General features: G+C 42.0%; 17 protein-coding genes and 1 pseudogene. 15 read left to right on the top strand and 3 right to left on the bottom strand.

The features are described 5' to 3' along the window. Positions 1 to 13: 13 nt before the first annotated feature. A complete protein-coding gene (locus FYJ75_RS05275) occupies positions 14 to 1876 on the bottom strand; it encodes a sensor histidine kinase (RefSeq protein WP_154429417.1) in 1863 nt (620 codons plus the stop codon). Between the two features lie 253 nt (positions 1877 to 2129). On the opposite strand from FYJ75_RS05275, the gene yicI reads away from it, so the two are divergent. From yicI to FYJ75_RS05315, 8 genes and pseudogenes are all read left to right on the top strand, one after another. Next, the gene (gene yicI / locus FYJ75_RS05280; RefSeq protein ID WP_154429418.1) at positions 2130 to 4484 is read left to right on the top strand and encodes an alpha-xylosidase; all 2355 of its coding nucleotides are present in this window, start codon (positions 2130 to 2132) and stop codon (positions 4482 to 4484) included. 26 nt (positions 4485 to 4510) lie between these two features. Next, the gene (locus FYJ75_RS05285; RefSeq protein WP_235907015.1) at positions 4511 to 6745 is read left to right on the top strand and encodes a glycoside hydrolase family 3 C-terminal domain-containing protein; all 2235 of its coding nucleotides are present in this window, start codon (positions 4511 to 4513) and stop codon (positions 6743 to 6745) included. A 157-nt stretch (positions 6746 to 6902) separates the two neighbouring features. Beyond that, positions 6903 to 7976: an iron-containing alcohol dehydrogenase family protein gene (locus FYJ75_RS05290; RefSeq protein WP_235907016.1), complete on the top strand. Its 1074-nt coding sequence runs from the start codon at positions 6903 to 6905 to the stop codon at positions 7974 to 7976. After that, the gene (locus FYJ75_RS05295; RefSeq protein WP_154429420.1) at positions 7976 to 8641 is read left to right on the top strand and encodes a YkgJ family cysteine cluster protein; all 666 of its coding nucleotides are present in this window, start codon (positions 7976 to 7978) and stop codon (positions 8639 to 8641) included. Before FYJ75_RS05290 ends, FYJ75_RS05295 begins: the two co-directional genes overlap by 1 nt. A gap of 24 nt (positions 8642 to 8665) precedes the next feature. Further along, the gene (locus tag FYJ75_RS05300; RefSeq protein WP_154429421.1) at positions 8666 to 10015 is read left to right on the top strand and encodes an MATE family efflux transporter; all 1350 of its coding nucleotides are present in this window, start codon (positions 8666 to 8668) and stop codon (positions 10013 to 10015) included. 105 nt (positions 10016 to 10120) lie between these two features. Beyond that, positions 10121 to 11679, top strand: a pseudogene (locus FYJ75_RS05305) (Na/Pi cotransporter family protein). Positions 11680 to 11746: 67 nt separating this feature from the next. Further along, positions 11747 to 12562 carry a hypothetical protein gene (locus FYJ75_RS05310; protein ID WP_154429422.1) on the top strand — a complete coding sequence of 272 codons (816 nt, stop codon included), beginning with the start codon at positions 11747 to 11749 and terminating at the stop codon, positions 12560 to 12562. Beyond that, the gene (locus FYJ75_RS05315; RefSeq protein WP_154429423.1) at positions 12555 to 13379 is read left to right on the top strand and encodes a sirohydrochlorin cobaltochelatase; all 825 of its coding nucleotides are present in this window, start codon (positions 12555 to 12557) and stop codon (positions 13377 to 13379) included. The genes FYJ75_RS05310 and FYJ75_RS05315 overlap by 8 nt, the downstream gene beginning before the upstream one ends. 10 nt (positions 13380 to 13389) lie before the next feature. Here FYJ75_RS05315 and eno read toward each other — a convergent pair whose 3' ends face one another. Next, on the bottom strand, positions 13390 to 14688 hold the full coding sequence (eno, locus tag FYJ75_RS05320) for a phosphopyruvate hydratase (RefSeq protein ID WP_154429424.1): 1299 nt from the start codon (positions 14686 to 14688) through the stop codon (positions 13390 to 13392). 202 nt (positions 14689 to 14890) lie between these two features. Here eno and FYJ75_RS05325 point away from each other — a divergent pair, with 202 nt between their 5' ends. Both FYJ75_RS05325 and FYJ75_RS05330 read left to right on the top strand, forming a co-directional pair. Further along, positions 14891 to 16255, top strand: coding sequence for a LuxR C-terminal-related transcriptional regulator (locus tag FYJ75_RS05325; protein ID WP_154429425.1), 1365 nt, complete (start codon positions 14891 to 14893; stop codon positions 16253 to 16255). Positions 16256 to 16395: 140 nt separating this feature from the next. Further along, positions 16396 to 17826: an InlB B-repeat-containing protein gene (locus tag FYJ75_RS05330; protein WP_154429426.1), complete on the top strand. Its 1431-nt coding sequence runs from the start codon at positions 16396 to 16398 to the stop codon at positions 17824 to 17826. On the opposite strand, the gene FYJ75_RS05335 is transcribed toward FYJ75_RS05330, so the two are convergent. Then, the gene (locus FYJ75_RS05335; RefSeq protein ID WP_154429427.1) at positions 17814 to 18710 is read right to left on the bottom strand and encodes a helix-turn-helix transcriptional regulator; all 897 of its coding nucleotides are present in this window, start codon (positions 18708 to 18710) and stop codon (positions 17814 to 17816) included. The two genes, FYJ75_RS05330 and FYJ75_RS05335, sit on opposite strands and share 13 nt — an antisense overlap. A 127-nt stretch (positions 18711 to 18837) precedes the next feature. Here FYJ75_RS05335 and FYJ75_RS05340 point away from each other — a divergent pair, with 127 nt between their 5' ends. From FYJ75_RS05340 to FYJ75_RS05360, 5 genes are all read left to right on the top strand, one after another. Continuing rightward, on the top strand, positions 18838 to 21624 hold the full coding sequence (locus FYJ75_RS05340) for a glycoside hydrolase family 3 C-terminal domain-containing protein (protein WP_154429428.1): 2787 nt from the start codon (positions 18838 to 18840) through the stop codon (positions 21622 to 21624). Positions 21625 to 21736: 112 nt separating this feature from the next. Further along, on the top strand, positions 21737 to 23038 hold the full coding sequence (locus tag FYJ75_RS05345) for an HD-GYP domain-containing protein (RefSeq protein WP_154429429.1): 1302 nt from the start codon (positions 21737 to 21739) through the stop codon (positions 23036 to 23038). 702 nt (positions 23039 to 23740) lie between these two features. Further along, on the top strand, positions 23741 to 24421 hold the full coding sequence (gene pyrE / locus FYJ75_RS05350) for an orotate phosphoribosyltransferase (protein WP_154429430.1): 681 nt from the start codon (positions 23741 to 23743) through the stop codon (positions 24419 to 24421). After that, positions 24399 to 24884, top strand: coding sequence for a VanZ family protein (locus FYJ75_RS05355; protein ID WP_331467467.1), 486 nt, complete (start codon positions 24399 to 24401; stop codon positions 24882 to 24884). The genes pyrE and FYJ75_RS05355 overlap by 23 nt, the downstream gene beginning before the upstream one ends. Further along, on the top strand, positions 24859 to 25191 hold the full coding sequence (locus FYJ75_RS05360; RefSeq protein ID WP_154429431.1) for a DUF6142 family protein: 333 nt from the start codon (positions 24859 to 24861) through the stop codon (positions 25189 to 25191). Before FYJ75_RS05355 ends, FYJ75_RS05360 begins: the two co-directional genes overlap by 26 nt. The last annotated feature ends 3 nt before the right edge of the window (positions 25192 to 25194 follow it).

Consider the following 25194-nt stretch of genomic DNA (forward strand, 5'->3'; position numbering starts at 1 on the left):
TTAAGCATAAATTCTATTCGTCGGATTCGATGTCCTGTTCTAAATATTCTTCACGTAACATTAGTATATCAGAAAGCGCATCCGGGTCAATAATCTGACTGAGCGGTAAGGTCAGCGTCAGTGTTGTTCCGCTGTGGAGTTCACTTTCAATCGACAGACCATATTCGTCACCATACAACAACCGGAGCCGGTGGTCAATATTCCGAAGACCGATGGACACCGAGGAGTGATTGTTTTTCTCATAAATATGTTCACGTAACTGTTCGATGGATGCTTCATCCATACCTTCCCCGTTATCATGAATTGTGATATAGAGATTCGGTTCTTCTAATATAAAATTGATACTTACCAGACCATTCTGGGTTACGCCCTCAAGACCATGGACAATTGCGTTTTCTACGATCGGCTGAAGCAGCAGCGGAAGTATGCGGAACTGTTCAAGGTTGAGATACGGTGGAACATGGATTTCGTAATTTACGCGATCCCCAAAACGGAGCTTCTGGATCTTTAAGTAGGTAATTACGTGTGTAAGCTCCTTGGCAATCGTTGTTGAGTTGGTTCCTGTATTTTCGAGGACATAGTGCATTGTTTTTCCAAGAAGGTTAATGGAATCAGCAACGTCGCGGTTATTGCTTGCGATTGCCTGCATACGGATGGTTTCTAACGTATTATACAGAAAGTGCGGATTGATCTGACTGGCAAGCATTTTGAATTCCATCTGCTGCTGTGTATTGATAAGCTGCTGCTCATTGAGCTGTGATTCATAAAAACGGGATTCTTTCTCATGAATCTGGTGTACGGTTGTTTTCAGATCCCGGAAAGTATCTGTCAGCTCATCATCACCGCGAAAGTTATCAATAATATTGTAGTCGCCAAGGCTGGCCTGATGCATGGCATGCTTTAATACCTGGATTCTTCCGCTGAAGTAGGAAGAAAACAGGAAAATCAAAAGTGTTGGAACCAGTGTTGCAAACAGCAGAATAACCAGATAGATCACAGTAATCTGATTAATGTTGTTATATGCATTTTTGTCACTTACCAGAATGTAGAACCGGTTATCGGTCTGGTAAGGATGGAAGGTAACGATAGAGGTAAGAAGAGAGGTGTCATCGATCGTTACGGGACCGGTATATTTATAATTCCAGTCGTGAAAATTGGATGAGTAAGGCATTTCTTTCCAGATCCAGGAGCGGTTGGAAGAGAAGAACACCTTACCGCTATCCACGGAAGCCATAATCAGGTTTTCTCCGGTCAGGAGCCGGTTGCGGATATAGTTGCTGTCCAGTCTGGTGACAAGATATGCGTTGTATGGACTGTTTTTCAGAACAATCTTTTCCACAAGGGTCAGTTCATAGGTCGTGTTGCCAAAACGATCTTCATAAGGTGCACAGGTCCACGTGTTATAGGCGGAGGATTCCAGATACTGATACCATGGTTCGGAATCAAACCCATCTGTCATAACCCGGATACTGTGATCTTCATCTTCCGGAATGCTTGGATTATCTGTGTACATGCAGACAGAAGAAATTGCAGCAGTATTATTCCGGAAGGTATGGAGATAATTCACAAGACTCTGATAAGAGCCGGCAAAATTTTCTGTGTATGTCTCGTTAAACAGATTCCAGTAACTTTCATTGTCAAGAATATTGGCGGTACTGATACGGATTGTGGTCGTAAGGTCAAACAGCGTAGAATTGACGCGGAGTGCATCTGTCTCCAGTTGGGACTCATATTGACGAAGCATCTGATTACGTGCATTAAAGATTGCAAACAGACCGAAGATACAAATCGGAATAATGGAAGATAAAAAGAATATAAGATTGATCTGACGTTTGATTTTAGGAACAGCCAGCGAATGTCTGAATTTCTGAAACATGATATCAATACTCCATATCTAAATAGTCACTAACGTTCTTGTTATTATATCATATATAAAACAGAACAGATACGCAGATTTTTTGAGCTATTTTACCAGAAAAATCTGATATAAATTGTCAAAAAAGATGGGTATCAGAAGTAGAATTCTTGTGGTATGATTCAGATAGAAAGTTCGGTATACTGTGGAAAATGAAATGGTTATGATGGTTACAATTCAGTGATAGTCACTGACATCAGATAAGGAGGTATATATGAAATTCAGTAATGGTTGCTGGCTGCAGAAGGAAGGAACTGCATGTTTTTCACCAGCGGAGGTTTATTTTACAAAAATTGAAGATTCAAAGGTAACTTTATGTGCTCCGACACACAAGATCGCACACAGAGGAGATACTTTGGGAGGTGCCAATCTCACAATTGAGATTACAACACCAATGCCGGAGGTGATCCGTGTTAAGACATCCCATTATCTTGGAGTGCTGGATAAGAGCCCGAAATTTGAATTAAACATTGATGAGAATGCAAAAGTAGACGTGGAGGACAGTGATTCCCAAATTGTAATTCACAGTGGAAATGCAAAGCTTGTGATCACAAAAGAGAACTGGTCTATGACATACTACAATGGTGAGGAGAAAATGTGCTCCAGCAGTGGTCGTGATCTTGCATACATGAAAACCAACTGGAAAGGGGATGCGTATGTATCAAGTTATGATAATGATGCATATATGCGTCAGCAGCTTTCCATCGGAGTCGGAGAATTATTATACGGAGCAGGAGAGCAGTTCGGTCCATTTGTAAAGAACGGACAGTCAATCGATATCTGGAATGAAGATGGCGGTACTTCTACCGATCAGTCTTATAAGAATATCCCATTCTATATTTCCAATAAAGGATATGGGATTTTTGTAAACCATACAGATCGTGTATCCATGGAGCTGGCTACAGAAGCTGTAACAAAAGCTGAATTCTCAGTTCCAGGAGAGAGCCTGGATTACTTCTTTATCAATGGACCAAAGATGAAAGACGTACTGAGACGTTATACCGATCTCACAGGAAAACCGGCACTTCCGGCACCTTGGACATTCGGATTGTGGTTATCTACATCATTTACGACCAATTATGATGAAGAGACGGTCATGAGTTTTATTGACGGAATGTTAGATCGTGGAATTCCAATGAAAGTATTCCATTTTGACTGCTTCTGGATGAAAGATTTCCACTGGTCAGATTTTACATGGGATTCAAGAGTATTCCCGGACCCGGCAGGAATGCTGAAACGCATTAAAGCAAAAGGACTTAAGATCTGCGTATGGATCAATTCCTATATCGGACAGGAGTCTCCATTATTCAAAGAAGGTATGGAGAATGGATATCTCTTAAAGAGACCGGATGGATCTGTATGGCAGTGGGATATGTGGCAGCCTGGTATGGCTATCGTGGATTTCACAAACCCAGTAGCCTGCAAATGGTTCCAGGATAAACTGGAAGTTCTGATTGACATGGGTGTTGATTGCTTCAAGACAGACTTTGGTGAGAGAATTCCTACAGATTGTGTATATTACAATGGAATGGACCCGGAGAAAATGCATAATTACTATACATATCTGTATAATAAGACCGTGTTTGATCTCCTCGAGCGCAAAAAAGGAAAAGGACAGGCAGTCCTGTTTGCACGTTCTGCAACCGTTGGCGGACAGAAATTCCCGGTACACTGGGGCGGTGACTGCTGGTCAGATTATGAATCCATGGAAGAAAGCCTTCGTGGAGGACTTTCACTTCAGATGTCCGGATTTGGCTTCTGGAGTCATGACATCGGAGGATTTGAGAGTACCTCCACACCGGATGTATATAAGAGATGGTGTGCATTCGGACTTCTGTCCTCACACAGCAGACTGCATGGAAGCACTTCTTACCGTGTACCTTGGGCTTATGATGAGGAAGCTGTGGATGTTGTAAGATTCTTCACAAGACTCAAAGCAAAACTGATGCCATATCTTTACAAAACAGCGGTTCAGGCTCATACACTTGGAGTACCATCCATGAGAAGTATGGTGCTTGAGTATACAAACGATCGTATGTGCCAGTATCTTGATCGTCAGTACATGCTCGGTGATAACCTGTTAGTTGCACCGATCTTTAACGAGAACAGTATTGGTGAATATTACCTGCCGGTTTCCGAAGACGGAAAGAAAGAGATCTGGACAAACTTCTTTACCGGAGAAGAACAGGAATGCGGTAAATGGTATACCGGCGAATATGGATATTGTGATATCCCTCTTATGGTACGTCCAAATTCTATCGTGGCTATTGGAGCATGCGATGATAATCCGGAATACGACTATGCAGATGATGTTCTGCTTCGCGTATTTGCCCTGGAAGATGGAAAAACTGCAAAGACAGAGATTTACAATATGGCAGGAGAACTGGACTTCACAGCTGAAGTTACCAGAAATGGCAATAAGATCGTAGTCAAGACTGATGCAAAGAAACCATATCGCGTAGAGCTTGTAAACTGTCAGGCAAAGAGTGCGGATGGAACTGTATTAAGTACAGAAGGAAACAGCACATTCCTGTCAGAGTGCAAGAATGCGATCAGTGTTGAAGTTTAAGGAATAAAGTAAAACAGGAGTGAATTATGCAGATACAGGAAATGAACAGGCAGATCGAGGAGCTGATCGGAAATCTGACTCTTGAAGAAAAAGTTGCCATGATTCATGGAGATGCGCTGTTTTATTCCGGCGAAGTGAAACGCCTTGGAATACCGGCAGTGCATATGTCTGACGGACCCATGGGGGTTCGTCAGGAGTTCCCGAAGGCAAACTGGATTCCGGTAGGTAATTCCGACGATTACGTGACATACTGCCCAAGTAATAGTGCAATTGCTGCAACATGGAACCGCAAAATTGCATATGAGTCTGGTCGTGTAATGGGAGAAGAAGCCCGTGGACGAGGAAAAGACATTATTTTAGGACCGGGAATCAACATTAAAAGAATTCCGGCAAACGGAAGAAATTTCGAGTATATGAGTGAAGACCCATATCTGATCTCAGAACTTGTGGTACCGTTAATCGAAGGAATTCAGGAAAGTGATGTCGCAGCATGTGTAAAGCATTTTGCATTAAATAACCAGGAAACAGAACGTTTATGGGTGAATGTTGAGATTGATGAGCGTGCGCTCAGAGAGATCTATCTTCCGGGATTTGAAGCAGCCGTAAAAAAAGGACACAGTTATTCGCTGATGGGTGCTTATAATCTGTTCCGTGGAGTACATTGCTGTGAAAGCGAAGCACTGCTTGGCGATATCCTGCGCAAGGAGTGGGGATATGACGGAATGATCGTATCTGACTGGGGCGCAGTCCATAATACGGAAGCAGCGGCAAAGAGCCCGCTTGACCTGGAGATGTCGGTAACCTATGATTTTGATCAATATATTCTTGCAGATCCGTTGATCGAAGCTGTAAAAGAAGGAAAAGCATCCGAGAAAGATATTGATGAAAAAGTCCGTCATCTTCTTCTTATGATGTTCCGCCTGAAGATGTTAGATGCAGCAGAGAATTTAACACGTAAATCCGGCTGTTACAATACCGCAGAGCATCGTGATACGGTGCGTAAAGCAGCAGAAGAATCTTTTGTGCTCTTGAAGAATGAGGAACACAGGCTTCCACTCAAAGCAGAGGGAATGAAAGAGCTCCTTGTAATCGGAGATAATGCAGAACGACTGCATGCTCTTGGAGGCGGAAGTGCAGAGATCAAGGCGCTTTATGAAATCTCTCCGTTAATGGGATTAAAGAGTCAGCTGGGCGGTAATACGAAAGTAACTTATGCAAGAGGTTATTACGTATCTCCAAAAGAAGAAAGTGAAGAAAGCTGGCAGGAAAAGAGTACAGATGAGAATCTGGACCAGGATGCAGTACTTGCAGAGCGAAAAAAAGTCAGTGAAGAGGTACTTCAGAAAAGAGAAGAACTTCGCAAAGAGGCAGTTGCACTGGCACGCGAGGCGAAAGAGGTAATTCTTGTTGCAGGTCTGAACCACGACTATGATGTAGAAGGTTTTGACCGCGATAATATGGAGCTTCCATATGATCAGGATCAGCTGATCGAGGAGGTACTTGCGGTAAATCCCAATACAGTCATTGTAATGATGGCTGGTAACGCAGTTTCCATGGGCAAATGGAAAGATAAAGCCAAGGCAATCGTATGGCAGTGGTATTGTGGAATGGAAGCTGGAAATGTTCTGACGGATGTATTGTTCGGACGCGTGAATCCTTCCGGTAAACTTCCGGAGTCTATGCCATATTGCATGGAGGATTGCGGAGCAGTTGCCCTTGGAGAATATCCGGGCAGACCACTTACGGAAGAGGAAAAGAAACACATGAATGCACATACAACGATGACCTATAACGATGGCATTTATGTTGGATACCGTTATTACGAGAAATATAACGTCCCGGTTCAGTTCTGTTTTGGACACGGACTCAGCTATACAACATTTGATTATTCGGATGTAAAAGCATATATGCTTGCTGCAAAAGGCAGATCAGAAAAGTCAGATCCGCTTGATGAAGTGGCTGTGATTACAGAAGTGACGGTAACCAATACCGGGGACAGAACCGGAAAAGAAATCGTTCAGGTCTATGTTGGCATGAAAGATTCTAAGATCGACCGGGCGGTAAAGGAACTGCGGGGCTTTGATAAAGTGGAACTTGCACCGGGAGAAAGTAAAGTGGTACAGATACCGCTGACGAGACGTGCCTTTACCTATTATGATGTAAAGGAAAAAGCGTTCGTTGTGGAACCTGGTGAATATCAGATTTATATTGCAAAATCTTTGCAGGATGTTCAGGATACAGTGACAGTTACAATAAAATAATACGATGCAAAATAAGATAACTCTGTAGGATTGCCGGTGGGCAGAATGCAGAGTTATTTTGCATTTTAAAGTATTGTAGAAACCGAAAAATGGTGGTATATTGGCAAGTGTTTATGAATGGAAACAATGAAAAGGAGTGGGGCAGATGAGACTATATATGCCAACAAAAGTTTTTTGTGGACGTGGCAGCGTTATGGAAAACAAAGGGGAATTAAAAAGGCTTGGAACAAAGGCGATGATTGTGACCGGAAAGCATTCCAGTAGGGTCAATGGATCACTTCAGGATGTGGAGAATGCCTTACAATATAACGGACAAAATTATGTTATCTTTGATGACATTGAGGAGAATCCATCGGTGGAAACAGTTGCAAAAGCAGCACAGAATGCAGTAGAGGAACAGGTTGACTTTTTTGTGGCAATCGGCGGAGGTTCACCGATGGATGCAGCAAAGGCAATCTCGCTTTTAACAAAAAATCCGGAGGCAATCGCGGATGCAGAGAAACGGTTATATGAGAATACACCAATGGAAGCATATCCGGTAGCAGCAGTTCCGACAACATCAGGAACAGGATCAGAGGTTACACAGTATGCAATCCTGACACTGCACAGCAAACATACCAAGAAATCGATTGCGCATAAGTTGTTTGCCGAAGTAGCATTTATTGATTATGGATATTTAAAGACATCTTCGCATGCGAATATGGTCAGCACTTGTGTGGATGCGCTGGCACATCTGATCGAGTCTTATCTCAACACCAATTCCAATGCATACAACCGCATGTATTCTGCGGAGGGATTGCGGATCTGGGGAAGCAGAAAAGGGGCACTTGCTTCCGGAGCAGAACAGCTTTCCGACGAGGATTATGAGACATTCATGCATGCGTCAATGGTTGCGGGAATGGCGATCGCACATACGGGAACGAGTCTTCCGCATGGCCTGAGCTATCCGGTGACCTATGAGATGGGAATTCCGCACGGAAAGGCAGTTGGTTTCTTTTTGCCTGGATTCCTTCGCAATTATGAGAATCAGAAGGAAGTGGAAGAGGTTCTTTCGCTTCTCGGATTTTCAGATTTGAAAGAATTTGAGGATTATCTGAGAGGTCTGATCGGTGAACTTCAGATTACGGAAGAGTTATGGGACAGCGATATGAAAGCCATTCTTGAGAATCCGGCAAAATTGAAAAACTACCCATTTTCCATGAATGAAGAGATTTTACGGAGATATTTGTAATGCAGGAAAAAGAATTGAAATTATATGATTCTTCAGATATGGCAAGGATTGCCTGCGATGATTGCAGGGGCTGTTCTGCCTGTTGTGAAGGAATGGGCGATACGATCATTTTAAATCCATATGATGTGCGGGAACTGTGTGTGCATTTAAAGCTGGATTTTCAGACACTTCTTACGAAATATGCAGAACTGAACGTACAGGAGGGAATGATTCTTCCAAATCTGAAAATGACAGGAGAGCGACAGTGCTGTGGGTTTTTAAATGAAGAGGGAAGATGCAAGGTACATGCATTTCGTCCAGGACTTTGCAGACTGTTTCCGCTTGGCAGAAATTATGAAAACGGTCATTTCCGTTATTTTGTTGTAGAGGGCGGTTGTCCCAGAGCAGGAAAAGCCAAAGTTAAGATCAACAAATGGCTTGGAATTCCAGAATTAAAAAGACATGAGGAATTTCTGACCAGATGGCATTATTTTACAAAAAGGTTTCAGAAATTTGTACAAAACGCACTGGCAGACGGTGAAACACCAGAACAACTGCAGCAGCTGAACATGGTCATGCTGCAGGGATTATATTTTACGGAATACGATGAGAAAAAGGACTTCTACGAGCAGTTTGAACAGAGACTTCATAAGCTGGAGCAGGTGCTTGATACGGTTGAAGGCTGAGCTTTGCGTAGATGAGAAAGTTAGATGAGTAACAAAACAAATGATTTAACAACGGGTGTACTGGGAAAGCAGATTTTATTATTAAGCCTTCCGCTTATGTTTTCCAATCTGCTTCAGGTACTTTTTAATATTTCGGATATCGCTGTTGTAGGAAAATTTGCGGGTGCATATGCACTCGGATCGGTAGGTTCAACATCGATACTGCTTACGCTGTTTCTGGCAGTTCCTCTTGGAATGGGGGGAGGAATTAATGTTCTGACAGCGCTGGCGATTGGCTCCAGATCAAAAAAGGATGTTTCAGAAACAATTCATACAGCTGCAATCATCAGTCTGATCGCAGGAATTCTGTTACTGGCATTTGGAATGTTTTTTGCAAGGGATCTGCTGACACTTCTGAATACGAAAGAAGAGCTGATCGAGGGTGCAGTGGCATATCTGCATGTGTATTTTCTTGGAATGCCGGCAGTGGCGCTTTATAATTTCGGTAATGCAGTATTCAGTGCGGCAGGTAACACAAGAAAACCGTTGGTATATTTGTCGATTGCAGGCGTAGTGAATGTTATCTTAAATCTGTTTTTTGTAATCGTGTTAAAGATCGATGTATGCGGCGTCGCAGCTGCAAGTGCGATCTCACAGTACTTATCAGCAGGACTTCTCTTAAAGGATCTGTTCCGGGGAGAAGGAATGTGCAGACTTCAGATGACTGAGATGAAGCTTACGGGCTCAAAGGCGAAAAGAATTCTGCAGATCGGTGTACCGTCTGCGTTTCAGTATATGATCTACAGCGTGGCCAATCTGTTTGTGCAGACCGGAGTAAATACATTCAGCGCAACTGTAGTTGCAGGTAATTCGGCTGCGGCGAATGCTGATAACCTGGTCTATGATATTATGGCTGCTTTTTATACGGTCTGTGGCAGTTTTATGGGGCAGAATCTTGGAGCGCGGAAAAAGGATCGTGTGAAAAAGAGTTATCTGATCTGTCTGTTCTATTCTTTTATGGTCGGACTTGTGGTGGGACTTCTTCTCGTACTGTTCGGGCATCAGTTCCTTTCCCTGTTTGCCAATGACGAGGCAGTAATTGAAGCCGGAATGGAGCGGCTTATGGTTATGGGACTTGCATATTGCATTTCTGCATTCATGGATTGTACGACTGCAGCCACCAGAGCACTTGGAAAAACAGTATTTCCGACGATTGTGATGATACTTGGATCCTGTGTATTTCGTATTGTCTGGATCTATACGGTTTTTGCCGTATATCACACAACGCGGGCTCTTTATCTGCTGTATGGAGTTTCATGGGTAATTACAGCAATTCCGGAGATTATTTATTTTGTTATCATATATAGAAAAAATGTAAGCACAATCGAATCATGAGAAGAGAGATGATGTGTTTTCTTTACTGATTTTTTACTGGACGGCATATATAATTTGTTTTGGCACTACGAAACAGAACATATATGAAATGAAGGTAAAAACAAAATGTCACTCACAAATATTATGGGACTTCTTGGAGGACTCGCACTGTTTTTATATGGAATGCAGATGATGAGTCAGGGACTCGAAAATGCTGCTGGGAATAAGATGCAGCAGTAATCCAGTCATCTTCTGCAACAACGGTCATGGTCGTAGGCTTTGTCAATGCCGGAATGATGACTCTGAATCAGGCAGTATGGATCATCATGGGAGCAAACATTGGAACAACAATCACGGGACAGCTGATTGCACTTGACGCAGGCGCAGTTGCACCAATCATTGCTTTCATAGGAGTAATTTTGATTATTTTTTCGAAAAAAGAAAAGATTGGTTATGTTGGCAGTATTCTGGCAGGACTAGGAATCCTGTTCATCGGTATGGATATGATGGGAAGTTCGATGGAACCGCTCGCACAATCGCAGAGTTTTATCAGCCTTCTGACCAAATTTAGCAATCCGATTCTCGGAATTCTTGCAGGAACGATTTTTACAGCAATTATCCAGTCTTCATCTGCGTCGGTAGGAATTTTACAGGCTCTTGCGGGAAGCGGAATCGTTACGTTGGACAGTGCCGCTTTTATTTTGTTTGGGCAGAATATCGGAACATGCATTACGGCATTTCTTGCGGCTCTTGGAGCAAACCGGAATGCAAAGAGAACAACGATTATCCATATTACATTTAACGTGATTGGAACGATTATTTTTACGATCTTATGTATAACAACACCACTCATTCCGGTTTTGCAGGGAATGACAGAAAGTGCACCGAAGCAGATCGCCAATTTGCATACCATGTTCAATGTGACAACAACTTTGATCCTGCTTCCGTTTGGAACAGCACTTACAAAGCTGGCGCAGCATATTCTTCCCGATCCGAAAACAGGAGAACCGGTGCAAGGACAGATCGGTCATTTACAGACGAAAAACAGCGATGTGCTCGGAATGGCATCTATTACACTGGAAGAAACCAAAAGAAAACTGGAAGATATGCTGTTTCTTGCGGAACAGAATGTACATAGTTCCTATGATGTTTTTCTTCAGTGTGACCGTAACGTGTTTCAGCAGATTGAACAAAGAGAAGAACAGGTCGATGAACTGAATAAAGATATCTCAAAATTTATAACAATGGCTTTTCCTCATGAAAATACAAAATTGGGAAGTCAGGTCTTAAATTCGTGCTACACAATAAGTTCTAACATAGAACGGATCAGCGATCATGCAATGAATATTGCAGAGTATTATAAAATGAATGAACGAATGGGACTTATCTATACAGAGGAAGAGAGAAAAGAGGTATGCCATCTTCAGAAAACATGTGATGAACTGTTTGAAAAGTTAAAGCATCCGCAGTCGGATCTTGTGCAATGGCACAGTCGGATTGCGGCGCTTGAACAGAAGATTGATGATATAACCGGACTATATCGAAGTCATATGTTTGAACGGATGAAAAACAGCCAGTGTTCGTTTGAAGGAAATCTGCTTCTGTCAGAAATGCTTACAGATTTTGAGAGGATCGGAGATCACGCACTTAATATTGCAGACGAGTTTTTGCATGTACTGCCATAATTGTTTTTTCTCTGGAAATCCGTTATAATATCGATATTCAAATAACAGAAATCAGGAGAATTACAATATGTTAGATCAGAATACATTTATGGAAACAATCAAGGCTGTGTCGGAGATTATGCGTACTTCACAGGAGCCGCTCAGCAAAGAAGAAATCCTTTCCTATTTTAAAGATATGGAACTGAATGAGAATCAGGAGAATATGGTGTTGGAATTTTTATTGACACCACATGAAGAAGCAGCGGAGGAAGAACAGGCTGAAGAAACAGAGGAAGCCAAAGCAGAAGAGGTGGAAACAGAACCTGAAAAAAGCGATAAGCAGGAAGAAAAACAGGCGGATAACGAGTGCATGCCGGATTCCCGTATGTTTCAGATGTATCTGGAGGAACTTTCGGATATCCCGGAATATTCCAGAGAGCAGATGAATGAGATGTATGCAAAGCTTTTGGATGGAGATGAGGGAATGATTCACACAATCTCCAATGCATGGCTTCGCAATGTCCTTGAAATTGCAAAGAAGCTTGCTGTTTCTTCGGACGGATTTGAGGATGTTGTTCAGGAAGGCAATATGGGACTTTTTCTGTGTCTGAGTGATCTTTGCGGTTCAAAGGAACAGACAGATGTGGAGAAAGAACTTCTTCTGGCAGTAGAGGAGTCTATGAAAGACTGCATTCGGGAACTTACAGGAGAAGATGAAAGCGAAAATGCGATGGTTGGAAAGGTATCACTGGTCAGTGAGGCTATCAAATATTTAAAAGAGGAAAAGGGGCACGAGCCATCCTTAAAAGAACTTTCTGATTATACCAGTGTTTCCGAGGACGAATTATCCGACATTCTTGATCTGATTGATAAGGCGAAGAAGCAGGGGAAGCAGTATGAGTAAAAACAGGAAAAAATCAATACTGGTTGTGAGCTTCGGCACCAGTTACAATGACAGCAGGGAACGGAATATTGATGCAATTGAGCAGACAATCGCAGAGACATTTCCGGAATATGAGGTAAGACGGGCGTTTACCAGTCAGGTGATCATTGATAAATTAAAAAAGAGAGATCATATTGGAATTGATAATGTAAAAGAGGCTTTGGAGCATGCTTTGGAAGACGGAGTTACAGAGCTGATTGTCCAGCCAACCCATTTGATGGATGGAATAGAATACATGGATCTGGCAGAAACGGTAGAAGAATATCGGAACCGGTTCAAACAGCTGGATATTGGAGATCCTCTTTTAACGACGGAAGAAGACTTCAATCGGGTAATTGATGCAATAACTGACGCAACCGTTCAATATGATGATGGGGAGACTGCAATCTGTTTTATGGGACATGGAACAGAGGCAAAAGCCAATCAGGTGTATACCAGACTACAGAAGGAACTCCAGAAGAGAAATTATATAAATTATTATGTCGCTACAGTGGAAGCGTCTCCTTCCATTACGGATCTCATTCATATGGTCAAAACGAAAACGGGTGGTGGTTATAAAAAGGCAGTACTGCGCCCGCTTATGGTAGTGGCCGGGGATCATGCAAACAACGATATGGCAGGAGCCGAAGAAGAATCGTGGAAATGCCTTATGGAGGAAGCGGGATATAAGGTGAAATGCATTGTAGAAGGATTAGGAGAGCTGGCGGATATCCGCCAGCTCTATGCTGCACATGTAAAGTTAATCATGAATGCTGATAAAAGTGAAAGATCTGTTTGATTGAAAACGTTTATTTAACGTTAAATGCTTTGATTCCAGGATAAACTGCACTGTCACCAAGTTCTTCCTCAATACGAAGCAGCTGGTTGTATTTTGCAACACGTTCGCTTCGGCTTGGTGCACCGGTTTTGATCTGGCAGGTATTTAAAGCAACTGCAAGATCTGCAATTGTGGTATCAGCAGTTTCTCCGGATCTATGAGAGGAGATTGCAGTGTAGCCGGCTTTATGAGCCATCTTAATAGCCTCTAAAGTTTCAGAAACGGAACCGATCTGGTTCAGTTTGATCAGGATTGCATTTCCTGCGCCCAGTTCAATACCTTTTGCCAGACGTGTTGTATTGGTTACGAACAGGTCATCACCTACAAGCTGTACTTTATCACCAAGTCTTGCGGTAAGTTTCTGCCATCCTTCCCAGTCTTCCTCGTCCAGACCATCTTCAATGGAGATGATCGGATATTTCTCACATAATTTTACCCAGTGCTCGATCAGTTCTTCTGCGGTATACTCAGTTCCAGCTTTTGGAAGCTTGTAGTATCCTTTTCCTTTTTCGCTCTTCCATTCAGAGGAAGCAGCATCCATAGCGATTTTGAAATCCTTGCCTGGCTCGTAGCCTGCTTTTTTAACAGCCTCAAGGATGGTCTCAATTGCTTCTTCGTCAGATTTTAATGCGGGTGCAAAACCACCTTCGTCACCAACGGAAGTAGCAAGACCTCTTTCTTTTAAAATGGAAGCAAGTGCATGGAATACTTCTGAACACCATCTTAAGCACTCCTTGAAGGATGGAGCACCAACTGGCATAATCATGAATTCCTGAACATCCAGTCCGGATGAAAGTGCATGACATCCTCCGTTTACGATATTCATCATTGGAACCGGAAGACGGTTTCCGGAAACACCACCCAGAAAACGATATAATGGAATATCAAGTGAAATAGAAGCGGCTCGGCAGCAGGCGATGGAAACAGCAAGAATTGCGTTTGCACCGAGTTTGGATTTGTCGGCAGTACCGTCAGCATCTATCATAGATTTATCGATTGCATAGATATCGGATGCATCCATGCCTTCGATCGCATCGTTAATAATGGTGTTGATGTTTTCGACAGCCTTTGTTACGCCCTTTCCAAGATATCTTCCTTTATCGCCATCTCTAAGCTCAAGTGCCTCAAATTCACCGGTCGAAGCGCCACTAGGTGCGGTTCCACGACCAATTGTGCCGTCTACGAGATAGACCTCAGCCTCAACGGTTGGATTTCCTCTGGAATCCAGAATTTCACGTCCGATTACTTTTTCAATCTCCAAATAGTTCAATGTTGTTCTCCTTTCAGTAATGAAGAAACTCCAACCGGAAGTAGCTGGCTTCCGGTGAAATGGGAGTCTCAATGATTTACACAAGGTTAGTGTAGACTAACACATTTTTATTTGCAAGTAGTCTTAATGGTGAAAATTTCTCTTTTCCTGCCATGGGGATGAGGTATATAATGAACAAAAAAGTAAGGAATTGTTGAAGCGCATGAAAACAAAAGAGAAGGCAATTGGTTTATTGGGATTATTTTTTTTCGTATTTCTCGGACTGGAGTATCAGTTTGATAATATGATGGCGTATGTGACAGATGCAGATGGGGTCGTTTTGGCACAGAGCTGGATTCTTGGAATCAGTGTTCTGGGACTTCTTTCCTATGCTTTCTGGAAGAAGAGAATTCCAAAGGAAGCGAAAGTGGTCAGTGCAGCTTTTCTACTGACAGCACTTGGTTGTATTTATGTGATGGGCAGGCATGCAGCGTATTGGTCTGTGCTTCTGTCCGGCATAATATTGTTTTATCTGCTTGGATGTGCAGGCGGTATGATACATGATCTTGCTGCAGAAAAATTTTTGCTGGGAGACAGACCGGCATGCTGTGTGGGAGTTTCCTATGCATTTGGAATTTTTCTACAGTTTTTGAATCACAAGGCGGTTCCAAGTGTCGTGTTGGAACAGTGCATTCTGGCATTGTTTTTGGTGATAAGTGTTTATCTGGCACTGAAAATGGATGTGGATCATGGCACTGAAATATCGTCTGAACAGAAAAAAGGAAAAAGTACAGCACAAAATAAAGGAATTTTGCTTGTTATTCTGGTTGCACTGATGACATTTATCTTTGCGTCTTTAGATAACACAGTGACACTTGTACATGCGGGTGGAAGTATTGACATTGGACAATGGCCGAGGCTTCTTCTGGCATGTAGTGGACTTGCAGCGGGTTTTTTGTTTGATATAAAAAAGGGAAAGTATATGCAGATATTGATGTATTGTGTAACGTTGCTTTCCACAACCAGTATTCTTGTCATATGCTTTGGAGGATCTTTTTTGACCGGACTGGTTGTTTTTTATCTGTCAGCCGGGTTCTTTTCTGTATATTTTACGGTTGTATTCATGAAGTTATCCAGAGAAATGAAAGAACCAGGATTCTGGGCTCCGATGGGGCGTGCTGTAAATAATGCAAGTTCTGTAATTGCAGCAGCGGTCTTTGCATTTTTTCTCAAATCGGACAAATTGACAGGAATGTTTGCAGCAGTGCTTCTTTTTGCTTTCATCAGTGTGGTTTTATATATCTATCAGGAAACAGAAAAAGTAACGGACAAAGGTGAGCTGGAAGAACAGGAAGACCGTTTTCTGGTTTTTGCAAGGAAATTTGCATTGACAGAAAGAGAACAGGAAGTTTTACATATGCTGATTACATCAGATGATAATGTGCAGCAGATTGCCGATGAACTTGCTATTTCAAGAGCAGCTTTGTATCGTCACATTTCGAATATGAATGAGAAGACGCATACAAAAGCAAGGATCGGATTGATTCAGTTTTACTTCGAATGGCAGAATAAAAATACAGGAAATTAAAGTTTTTTCTTCCTTTTATACGATTGAGACAAATGTCAACTCCCATATATTCGGGGAATATGCTAACATTTTGATACAAAATGAGACGGCATTCCGGAATATATGGGATGTTTTTATCTATGGACACAGGAGGAAACAGTATGAAACGAAAAAAAGGAAAAGGTTTAAGATTACTTCTGATTCTTATTTTGTTTGCAGGATTTCTGCCAACGGAAAGAATTCAGGCAGCGGGAGCGGGTGGAATCGAATTTCGGATAGAGGGAGATGCGTGGACCTCCTATGAGGGAATGAAGGCGCAGGATTCGTCTTTTGAGATTTATGTAAAGCCGGATGGAGAAGCAGATTATGTTACATTCCAGGAATTGCTTGATCAGAGCAGAATTATAAAATATTCGGATAGTCAGTATGAATTTGATTCTTCGATCACATCGATCCGTGTGTACATTACGATGAATACCGATAAGTATATGTTAATGTCTGGAATTGGAATCGGAGAGGAACATGCCACAACGATCGACATTGCATCAGGTACACAGTTTATACAGCTGGATAAAAAAAGTGTGACGGTTACATGGTCTTACGAGAAGGACAAACTTGGAGAGGATGCATTTTTAGAACATGGAAAAGCCGAGATTATCGCAATTGAAGGAATTTCTGATTTTCGGGATATTCCGTTTGCCAACAATCCGGGAGATGACAAAGGGGGACATATTGCGGTAGAACCGGGAAGAAAAGTGACGGTAAAATTAACTCCGGATTATGGATATCAGCTGAAAAGTGTTGCATTAAACGGAACAACATTGGTTCCGGATGATGACAATATGTCCGTATTTACATTCCGCATGCCGGATACAAATGTGCATTTTCAGGGAATCTTTGAGAAAACCGCAGATACAATAAGCCTGAAAGAATCTGGAAGCACAGTCAAAAACATAAGTATTGAAAACGGATACAATGCAGCAGTAAGTGGAACGCTTCAGATGGATGTGACAGATAATTATAGTTACGATACGAAAGAGGCACAGAAACTGGTAGAAGGTGCAGTATCTGCAAAAGCAGTTGACTTTACATTGAATCAGGTTGTCAGCAAAGGGAATGGAGAAAACTGGGAGAAAAATATTACAGAATTTGAAAAGCCTATTACATTAAAGCTGGCACTGGATGACTATGATCCAAATATGGAGTATGAGATCGTGCGTAATCATGAAGGAATATTGACGGTACTTGATACAACCGTAGAAAATGAGACCATTTCTTTTGATACGAATCAGTTTTCCACTTATGTGATCGTGGCCAGAAATAAAGTGAAAGACAGGGAAAACAATACACCATTACAGTCCGGTACAAATGACCCGTCAGATGCATCTGCGAATGTCAGTCCGACAGTGCAGAATAGTACACCGGTCAATAATATGTCGACGCAGAACGGCACACAGGTACAGTCAAATTCAGAGGCAGCTTCTCCGGTTACAGGAGACGATATGCCTGTACATATATACATGGTGCTTGTAGTATGCATGGTTGCATTTGGTGTTATAAATATCCGAAGAAAGAAGAATCACTCCGTATAAGAATTTAAATGCTTCTGATATTGCTTTGGGGACATGTGCATATGTTCTTTAAAGAGTTTGATAAAATAGCTGGTGGTGCAAAAACCGACAGCCTGTGAGATTTCCGTGATACTTTGTGAGGTCGAGACCAGAAGCTTTTCGGCCTCACGAAGCCGGATATCGTTCAGATACTCGCTGAAGGTTACATGCATAAGCCGGTGAAAGCTTCTGGAGAAATAACTGTAACTTAAATTACAGAGCGCTGCCATGTCGGTTGCAGTGATCGCACTGTCATAGTGTGAGAGCATGTAGGTAAGTGCCGGAGTCAGCTGCTCTTTTAATTTCCGGTCTTCAAAGTCGAGCGGAAGAGAGGTCTCTTCGTGTGTATGCCAGTAACGCAGAAGCCACAGATAAATACGACCGATATGATTTTTTATGGCTAATTCATAGCCATAATTTTTTTGCGCGGATTCATGGATGATGGACTGCATCAGTTCCGGGATCATGGTGTCTTTTAAAGTGGCCTGTGTGATTACTTTTTCATGGATCAGGTTATCTGTGACAAATGGCAGCAGATATTTCAGTTCAAAATGACTCTGGGACATTCCATCATAAATAAGCTCCGGAAGAAAACGCACAACGATATAAGAGCCTCCGTTATCCGAGACCGCATCAATCTTATGGACCTCTCTCGAGTTAATCAGAACAAAATCCCCTTTTGCAAATTCATGATAGATTCCATTCAGATAGATTTGAAACTGTCCCGAGAGTGCATATAGCATTTCAATATAATAATGATAATGTGCAGGAAAAACATTTCCCCTGTTTTTCGGCATTTCAATGTGGCAGAGATATTGACAGGCAACACCGTCCATATAGAGTTGTTTTTCTTCCGGGTAATTCATTCCTGTTCTCCTTAAATGACAAAATATTTCTATTTTTTGATATGAATATTATAGCATTTGCATCATTTTTTTACTAGAATATCTTTCAGAAGGATATAGGACGTTAAATGATTTGGAGGATAAAGAAATGAGCAAAAATACAATTGGAGTTCCATTACCGGGATTTGGGGAATATTGCAGAAAAATGGCAGCAGAAGGTGCAGTTCTTTTAAAGAATGAAGATCAGATGCTTCCAATAAAAAAGAATGAGAAAATCTCTGTTTTTGGGCGTTGTCAGTTTGAAACATATCGAAGTGGTACCGGTTCCGGTGGTGCTGTCAATGTACCGTATCATGTGGACATTCTTGATGCGATGCGAAAAAGCGGGGAATTTTGTATCAACGAGCAGCTTGCGTCTGTTTACGAGGAATGGCTGAAGGATCATCCATTTGACAATGGCGGAGGCGGCTGGGCTGCGGAACCGTGGAATCAGAAAGAGATGATCATTACGGACGAAATTGCACAGACAGCAGCGGCACAGTCACAAAAAGCAATTTTTATCATCGGCCGTACTGCGGGGGAAGATAAAGATTATGCCAATGAAGAGGGCAGTTATCTTCTGACGGAGGAAGAACGTGCAAATCTGAAGATGGTTACCCGGTATTTTACAGAGGTTGCCGTACTTTTGAATGTATCAAATATCATTGATATGAAGTGGTGCAAAGATCCGGAATATCTTGGACATATCAAAAGCATCTGCTATATCTGGCAGGGGGGAATGGAAAGTGGCAATGCAGTAGCAGATCTGCTTTGCGGAAAAGTGACACCGAGTGGAAAGCTGACAGATACGATCGCAGAATCTCTGCAGGATTATCCAGCTTTTGATCATTTTGGAGATGAAAAAGAGAACTGCTATACCGAAGATATTTATGTGGGATATCGTTATTTTGAGACATTTTGTCCGGAAAAAGTCATGTTTGAATTTGGCTATGGATTGTCTTATACCGAATTTACAAGGACGGTTACCGAAGCGCATGTGACTGGAAGCGGTACGCATGCGGTTGTTGAGATTCTAGTCCATGTAAAAAACACGGGTGCATATAAAGGAAAAGAAGTTGTACAGATTTATGTGGAGGCTCCGCAGGGAAAACTTGGAAAAGCAAAACGTGTCCTCTGCGCTTTTGAAAAGACCGGAGAACTTCAGCCGGGAGATTCAGAACTCCTCACATTCCGGATTCCTGTGGCAAGGTTTGCTTCTTATGATGATTCCGGCGTGACGGGACACCGCTTTTGTTATGTTCTGGAAGAAGGCACATATGTATTATATGCAGGAAGCAGCATCCGGGAAGTGGAACAGGTATCGATAGAAGGAACTGGAAATTATTCCGTAGAGAAAACCCTTGTCATGGAAACACTCATGGAAGCGCTTGCACCGGTAAAGGCATTCAAACGCATTCGTCCTGGAAAAGAAAAAGAAAACGGCTGCTACGAGGTATGCAGTGAGGATGTACCATTGAGAACCGTGGATTTAAAGAAACGGATCGAAGAGCATCTTCCGAAAGAACTGCAGATTACCGGTGACGCAGGAATCCGCCTTAAAGATGTGGCAGAGAAAAAGGCATCAATGGGAGCTTTTATTGCACAGATGGAAAAAGAAGAACTTGCAGCCATTGTGCGTGGTGAGGGAATGAGCAGTCCAAAGGTTACACCTGGAACGGCTGCTGCATTTGGCGGAGTCAGCGAAGGGCTGCATGCACTTGGAATTCCAGTTGCATGTGCATCGGACGGACCTTCCGGAATCCGTATGGAAGGTGGATTAAAAGCGACACAGCTTCCGATTGGAACTTTGCTTGCATGTTCTTTTAATGTGCCAATGGTAGAAGAATTATATGTCATGGAAGGAAAAGAACTTGTTGGAAATGAAATCGATACACTGCTTGGCCCAGGAATCAACATTCATCGTCATCCTTTAAACGGCAGAAACTTTGAATATTTCAGTGAAGATCCTTATGTGACAGGAACTTTTGCGGCGGCAGTGACACGCGGAATCAAGAAGGGAGGCTCTGCAGCAACGATAAAACATTTTGCTGCAAATAACCAGGAAAAAGCACGCAGTATTGCGGATTCGGTTGTCTCAGAACGTGCGCTCCGCGAGATTTACCTGAAAGGATTTGAAATGGCGGTAAAAGATGGAAATGCGACATCCATCATGACTTCTTATAATCCTTTGAACGGACACTGGAACGCATCCAATTATGATCTGAACACAACCATTCTCCGGGAAGAATGGGGATTTGACGGAATTGTGATGACTGACTGGTGGGCCAGCATGAATGATGTGGTTTCCGGTGGTGAGCCGGGCAAAAAACTGACCTCGTCTATGATTCGTTCGCAGAACGATCTGTACATGGTTGTGGATAATAACGGAGCTGCTCATAATGTAGCAGGCGATGACACGTTAGAAGCCTTGGAAAATGGTAAGCTGACAATTGGAGAATTACAGAGAAGCGCAGCAAATATCTGTCGTTTTATCCTGAATGCACCGGTTATGAAAAGACCACTGAAAGCCTGGAACCAGATCATAGCTGTCGAGCCGGTTGCTGCTGAAACTGTGAAGGGAACGAGCCAGACAATTGGAGCAGCAGGCAGAGTGCTGATTACAAAAGATACAACGGAAACCGTTCATGTAGAAAAGGCCGGAACTTATGAGATTACAGGACAACTGAAATCCTCCCAGTCGAATATTGCACAGGCTGCCATGAATCTTTACATGAATGACATCCTTCTTACAACAATCCAGATCAGTGGAACAGATGGAAACAGTACAGTCCAGAAGCTGATTTGTGTGGAACTGAAAGAAGGAGATTATACAGTGCGTGCAGAAGAAGTCAAGCCACAGATGGAGATTGAATGGCTTGAATTTAAACCAGTTTAAAAATAGTATTTTCGATGACCCCTGTCTATGTTACAATCATAACAATGGTAATGTAGACGGGGGTCATTTGTTTGGAGTTTATGTTTGAGAAAAAAGAGGGAGAAAATAAAAAATGCAATACAGCAAACTACAGATCGGCTGCATGATCATTGTATTATATGTGACATGTAATTACATCAGAGAGAAAAGAAGCTATCAGATTCAAGATAAAAATCGTGTATTTGGGTGGCTTTTGGGCATTGCAATTTATGGAATTGCCATAGATGGAATTACTGCATATACGGTGAATCATCTGGAACAGGTACCAGCACCGCTGAATCGTTTTCTACATCTGCAGTTTCTTCTCGCTATCGATACTTTTGTATTCGTAATGTATTTGTATATCCGCGAGATTACGAGAGGACTGCCGAAACGGAAAAAAACATGGATGTTACTTTTGACTCCACTTATATTGAACCTGGGAATTGTTATAATTGGTATTCCGGAACTTCATTATGACAGGGGACGTGTGACAAATTATTCTATGGGATTGTCAGCATATACCTGTTTTGTAATGATCGCAGTGTATATGTTTGCTGCAATCGGGCTCTTGCTGCTTTACTGGAGAAATATCGGAAGACATAAGGAAATTACGATACTGACCTGTCTGGGAGCAGCTTTTCTTGTGACATTTTATCAGATGCTTCAGCCGGAGGCTCTGCTTACAGCACTTGTTCCAACTATTGTGATTACGGGGATTTATCTGAACATGGAGAATCCATTGCTTACCGAACTGAAAAAACATAATGATGAGATGGTGATGGGATTTGCAACACTTGTTGAGAACCGGGATAACAGCACAGGAGGACATATCAAACGCACAACTGCCTACGTCAGAACACTTGCAGAAGAATTGAGAGACAGAGGATATTACAAAAAACAGCTGACAAAAGCATACATCGAAACGCTTGCGATGGCTGCACCAATGCATGATGTTGGAAAAATCGCGATTCCGGACGCTATTTTACAAAAACCGGGTAAACTTACCCAAGAAGAATATGAGATTATGAAAACGCATGCAGAACGTGGAAGTGAAATTGTTCTGGAACTGTTTGGACATACCGGGGAAGAAGAATATGAAAAGATGGCATATGCAGTAGCCAGATATCATCATGAAAAATGGAATGGGAAAGGTTATCCGGATGGAATCGCAGGAGAAAAAATACCGTTGAGTGCGAGGATTATGGCAGTTTCCGATGTTTTCGATGCAGTATCGGCAAAGCGGTGTTACCGGGATGCACTTCCTTTGGAAGAATGTTTTCAGATTATTGAAGAAGGGAAAGGGCAGGACTTTGATCCGGTGATTGCAGAGGTGTTTCTAGAGATCAAAGATCAGATCAGGAAAATCTATGAACAACAGGTTAATCTGTGTTGAAAATACATATTCATGAAATAAAAAGGGCACTTGAAAAATCAAGCACCCTTATGTATAATCTACTTAGAAAGTGAATCGGACGTGATGCCGATTTGCCCTCAGTTTCAACTATAGAAATAGCATTCGCTTTGGTCGGAGGATGCTATTTCTTTTTGCTATTATGGTTATCTATGTAAGATAGAGCCGCAAAAACAACCAGTAAGAGCGTAAGCACTTCCATTGTGTTCATTGGCATCATCCCTCTTTCGTAATACTAGAGGGCATAACTCGGAAAATCACATCCTGCATTCTGTTCAATTATACAAGAAAATTATAACATAACACAAACATACGTTCAATGACAAAAGCACCAACGGAAAGAATCATCTTTCTGAAGGTGCTTGTTTTAAGTGTGAAATCGTTGGTATGCCAATAAGAAAAAATTGGATGGATGGACAACGAGACAATGTAATATAAATAGTACAAAGGTAGAAAATGTTGAGCTTATGCGGATTTGTCGGTTGAAAAAGCAACTAGAGGATGATATACTAAAAAAGTATATCTATGCTTGACTTTTTGATTTGCTGACAGATCAGAAAGGATTGGAACAGTTTGAAAAATGACAGGTAGGGTAAATACAAATTGGTACAGTAGTGGTACAGTAGCACGAAGATAAATCAAATAAATACCTAAAAATGGCTTAAATAAGGAGGTAATTACAAAATGGAAAGCTATAAGAGCGAATTTATAGAATTTATGGTAGAAAGTGATGTTCTGAAATTTGGTGATTTTACATTAAAGAGTGGACGTAAATCACCTTTTTTTATGAATGCAGGTGCATATGTAACAGGCGCACAGCTTAAGAGACTGGGCGAGTATTATGCGAAAGCAATCCACAGCAATTTCGGAGATGATTTTGATGTGTTGTTTGGACCGGCATATAAGGGAATTCCGCTTGCAGTCGTAACAGCGATCGCATATCATGAATTATACGGAAAAGAAGTCCGTTACTGTTCAGACCGTAAGGAAGTTAAAGATCATGGCGCAGATAAGGGAGGTTTCCTTGGAAGCAGCTTAAAAGACGGCGACAGAGTCGTAATGATCGAGGATGTAACGACTTCCGGTAAATCCATGGAAGAGACGGTACCAAAAGTAAGATCAGCAGCAGATGTCCAGATCGTTGGTCTGATGGTCAGCTTAAACCGTATGGAAGTCGGACAGGGCGGAAAAGTAAGTGCACTGGATGAAATCAAAGAGAAATACGGATTTGAAGGCAAAGCAATCGTGACAATGGAAGAAGTTGTAGAACATCTTTACAATCATGAGTGCCAGGGAAAAGTCGTAATCAATGATGAGATAAAAGCAGCAATCGATCATTATTATGATCAGTATGGCTGTAAATAAAAAAACGCGGCACAGAATTGCTCTGCTTTTGTTTGGCGCGTATCTGATTCTATTGTTCTATTTCCTGTTCTTTTCAGAAGCGATGGGAAGATCTGGAACAGATGCAGAGTATCATTATAACCTGACTCCCTTTCTTGAGATTAAACGATTTCTCAAGTATCGGGATGTCCTTGGGCCTGAGGCGGTCTTTTTGAATATTTTCGGAAATGTGATCGCGTTCATGCCCTTTGGTTTTTTTGTACCGATGATTACAAAGTGGCATAAAAATATTGCATATGTCACATTATACAGTTTTGAACTGAGCCTTCTTGCGGAAACCATGCAGCTGGTATTTAAGATTGGAAGTTTTGATATCGATGACCTGATGCTGAATACGCTGGGAGGCTTGTGTGGCTGTATTATATATCATATTATGAGACGAATCAGGAGTATGTACCATGGCATTCGGAAAAAGAAAGCGTAACCGCTTTAAATTTACGGAGAAAAAACATTCAAAAAAGGGTATACTGGCAACAGCACTCGGAGTTGGGCTGATTGCTGTATATATTACTTTTGTAATACTTGCCTTCAGACAAAATGGCGGGCTGTCCATGTATTATGGCAGCGCTGGTGTGCTTGCAATGTTTGGGGGGATTCTGGATCTGGTATTGGCGATCCAGAGTCTGAGAGAAGAGAATTCGTTCCCATTGTTTCCGAGACTGGCACTTTTCGTTGCGGTGCTTTCGGCAGCCGGCTGGTTCGGTACATATGCAATGGGAATTCTGGTATAAAAA

This window comes from Roseburia porci, assembly GCF_009695765.1.
Lineage (GTDB): Bacteria > Bacillota > Clostridia > Lachnospirales > Lachnospiraceae > Roseburia > Roseburia porci.

What these genes read in the sequence shown, in the direction of transcription:
- pyrE (WP_154429430.1), top strand. Translation starts at nt 23,741, where the DNA reads ATGGAAAGCTATAAGAGCGAATTTATAGAATTTATGGTAGAAAGTGAT.
- FYJ75_RS05290 (WP_235907016.1), top strand. Translation starts at nt 6,903, where the DNA reads ATGCCAACAAAAGTTTTTTGTGGACGTGGCAGCGTTATGGAAAACAAA.
- FYJ75_RS05325 (WP_154429425.1), top strand. Translation starts at nt 14,891, where the DNA reads ATGAAAACAAAAGAGAAGGCAATTGGTTTATTGGGATTATTTTTTTTC.
- yicI (WP_154429418.1), top strand. Translation starts at nt 2,130, where the DNA reads ATGAAATTCAGTAATGGTTGCTGGCTGCAGAAGGAAGGAACTGCATGT.
- FYJ75_RS05335 (WP_154429427.1), bottom strand. Translation starts at nt 18,710, where the DNA reads ATGAATTACCCGGAAGAAAAACAACTCTATATGGACGGTGTTGCCTGT.
- FYJ75_RS05275 (WP_154429417.1), bottom strand. Translation starts at nt 1,876, where the DNA reads ATGTTTCAGAAATTCAGACATTCGCTGGCTGTTCCTAAAATCAAACGT.
- FYJ75_RS05285 (WP_235907015.1), top strand. Translation starts at nt 4,511, where the DNA reads ATGCAGATACAGGAAATGAACAGGCAGATCGAGGAGCTGATCGGAAAT.
- FYJ75_RS05300 (WP_154429421.1), top strand. Translation starts at nt 8,666, where the DNA reads ATGAGTAACAAAACAAATGATTTAACAACGGGTGTACTGGGAAAGCAG.
- FYJ75_RS05340 (WP_154429428.1), top strand. Translation starts at nt 18,838, where the DNA reads ATGAGCAAAAATACAATTGGAGTTCCATTACCGGGATTTGGGGAATAT.
- FYJ75_RS05360 (WP_154429431.1), top strand. Translation starts at nt 24,859, where the DNA reads ATGGCATTCGGAAAAAGAAAGCGTAACCGCTTTAAATTTACGGAGAAA.
- FYJ75_RS05355 (WP_331467467.1), top strand. Translation starts at nt 24,399, where the DNA reads ATGATCAGTATGGCTGTAAATAAAAAAACGCGGCACAGAATTGCTCTG.
- FYJ75_RS05310 (WP_154429422.1), top strand. Translation starts at nt 11,747, where the DNA reads ATGTTAGATCAGAATACATTTATGGAAACAATCAAGGCTGTGTCGGAG.
- FYJ75_RS05295 (WP_154429420.1), top strand. Translation starts at nt 7,976, where the DNA reads ATGCAGGAAAAAGAATTGAAATTATATGATTCTTCAGATATGGCAAGG.
- FYJ75_RS05345 (WP_154429429.1), top strand. Translation starts at nt 21,737, where the DNA reads ATGCAATACAGCAAACTACAGATCGGCTGCATGATCATTGTATTATAT.
- FYJ75_RS05330 (WP_154429426.1), top strand. Translation starts at nt 16,396, where the DNA reads ATGAAACGAAAAAAAGGAAAAGGTTTAAGATTACTTCTGATTCTTATT.
- FYJ75_RS05315 (WP_154429423.1), top strand. Translation starts at nt 12,555, where the DNA reads ATGAGTAAAAACAGGAAAAAATCAATACTGGTTGTGAGCTTCGGCACC.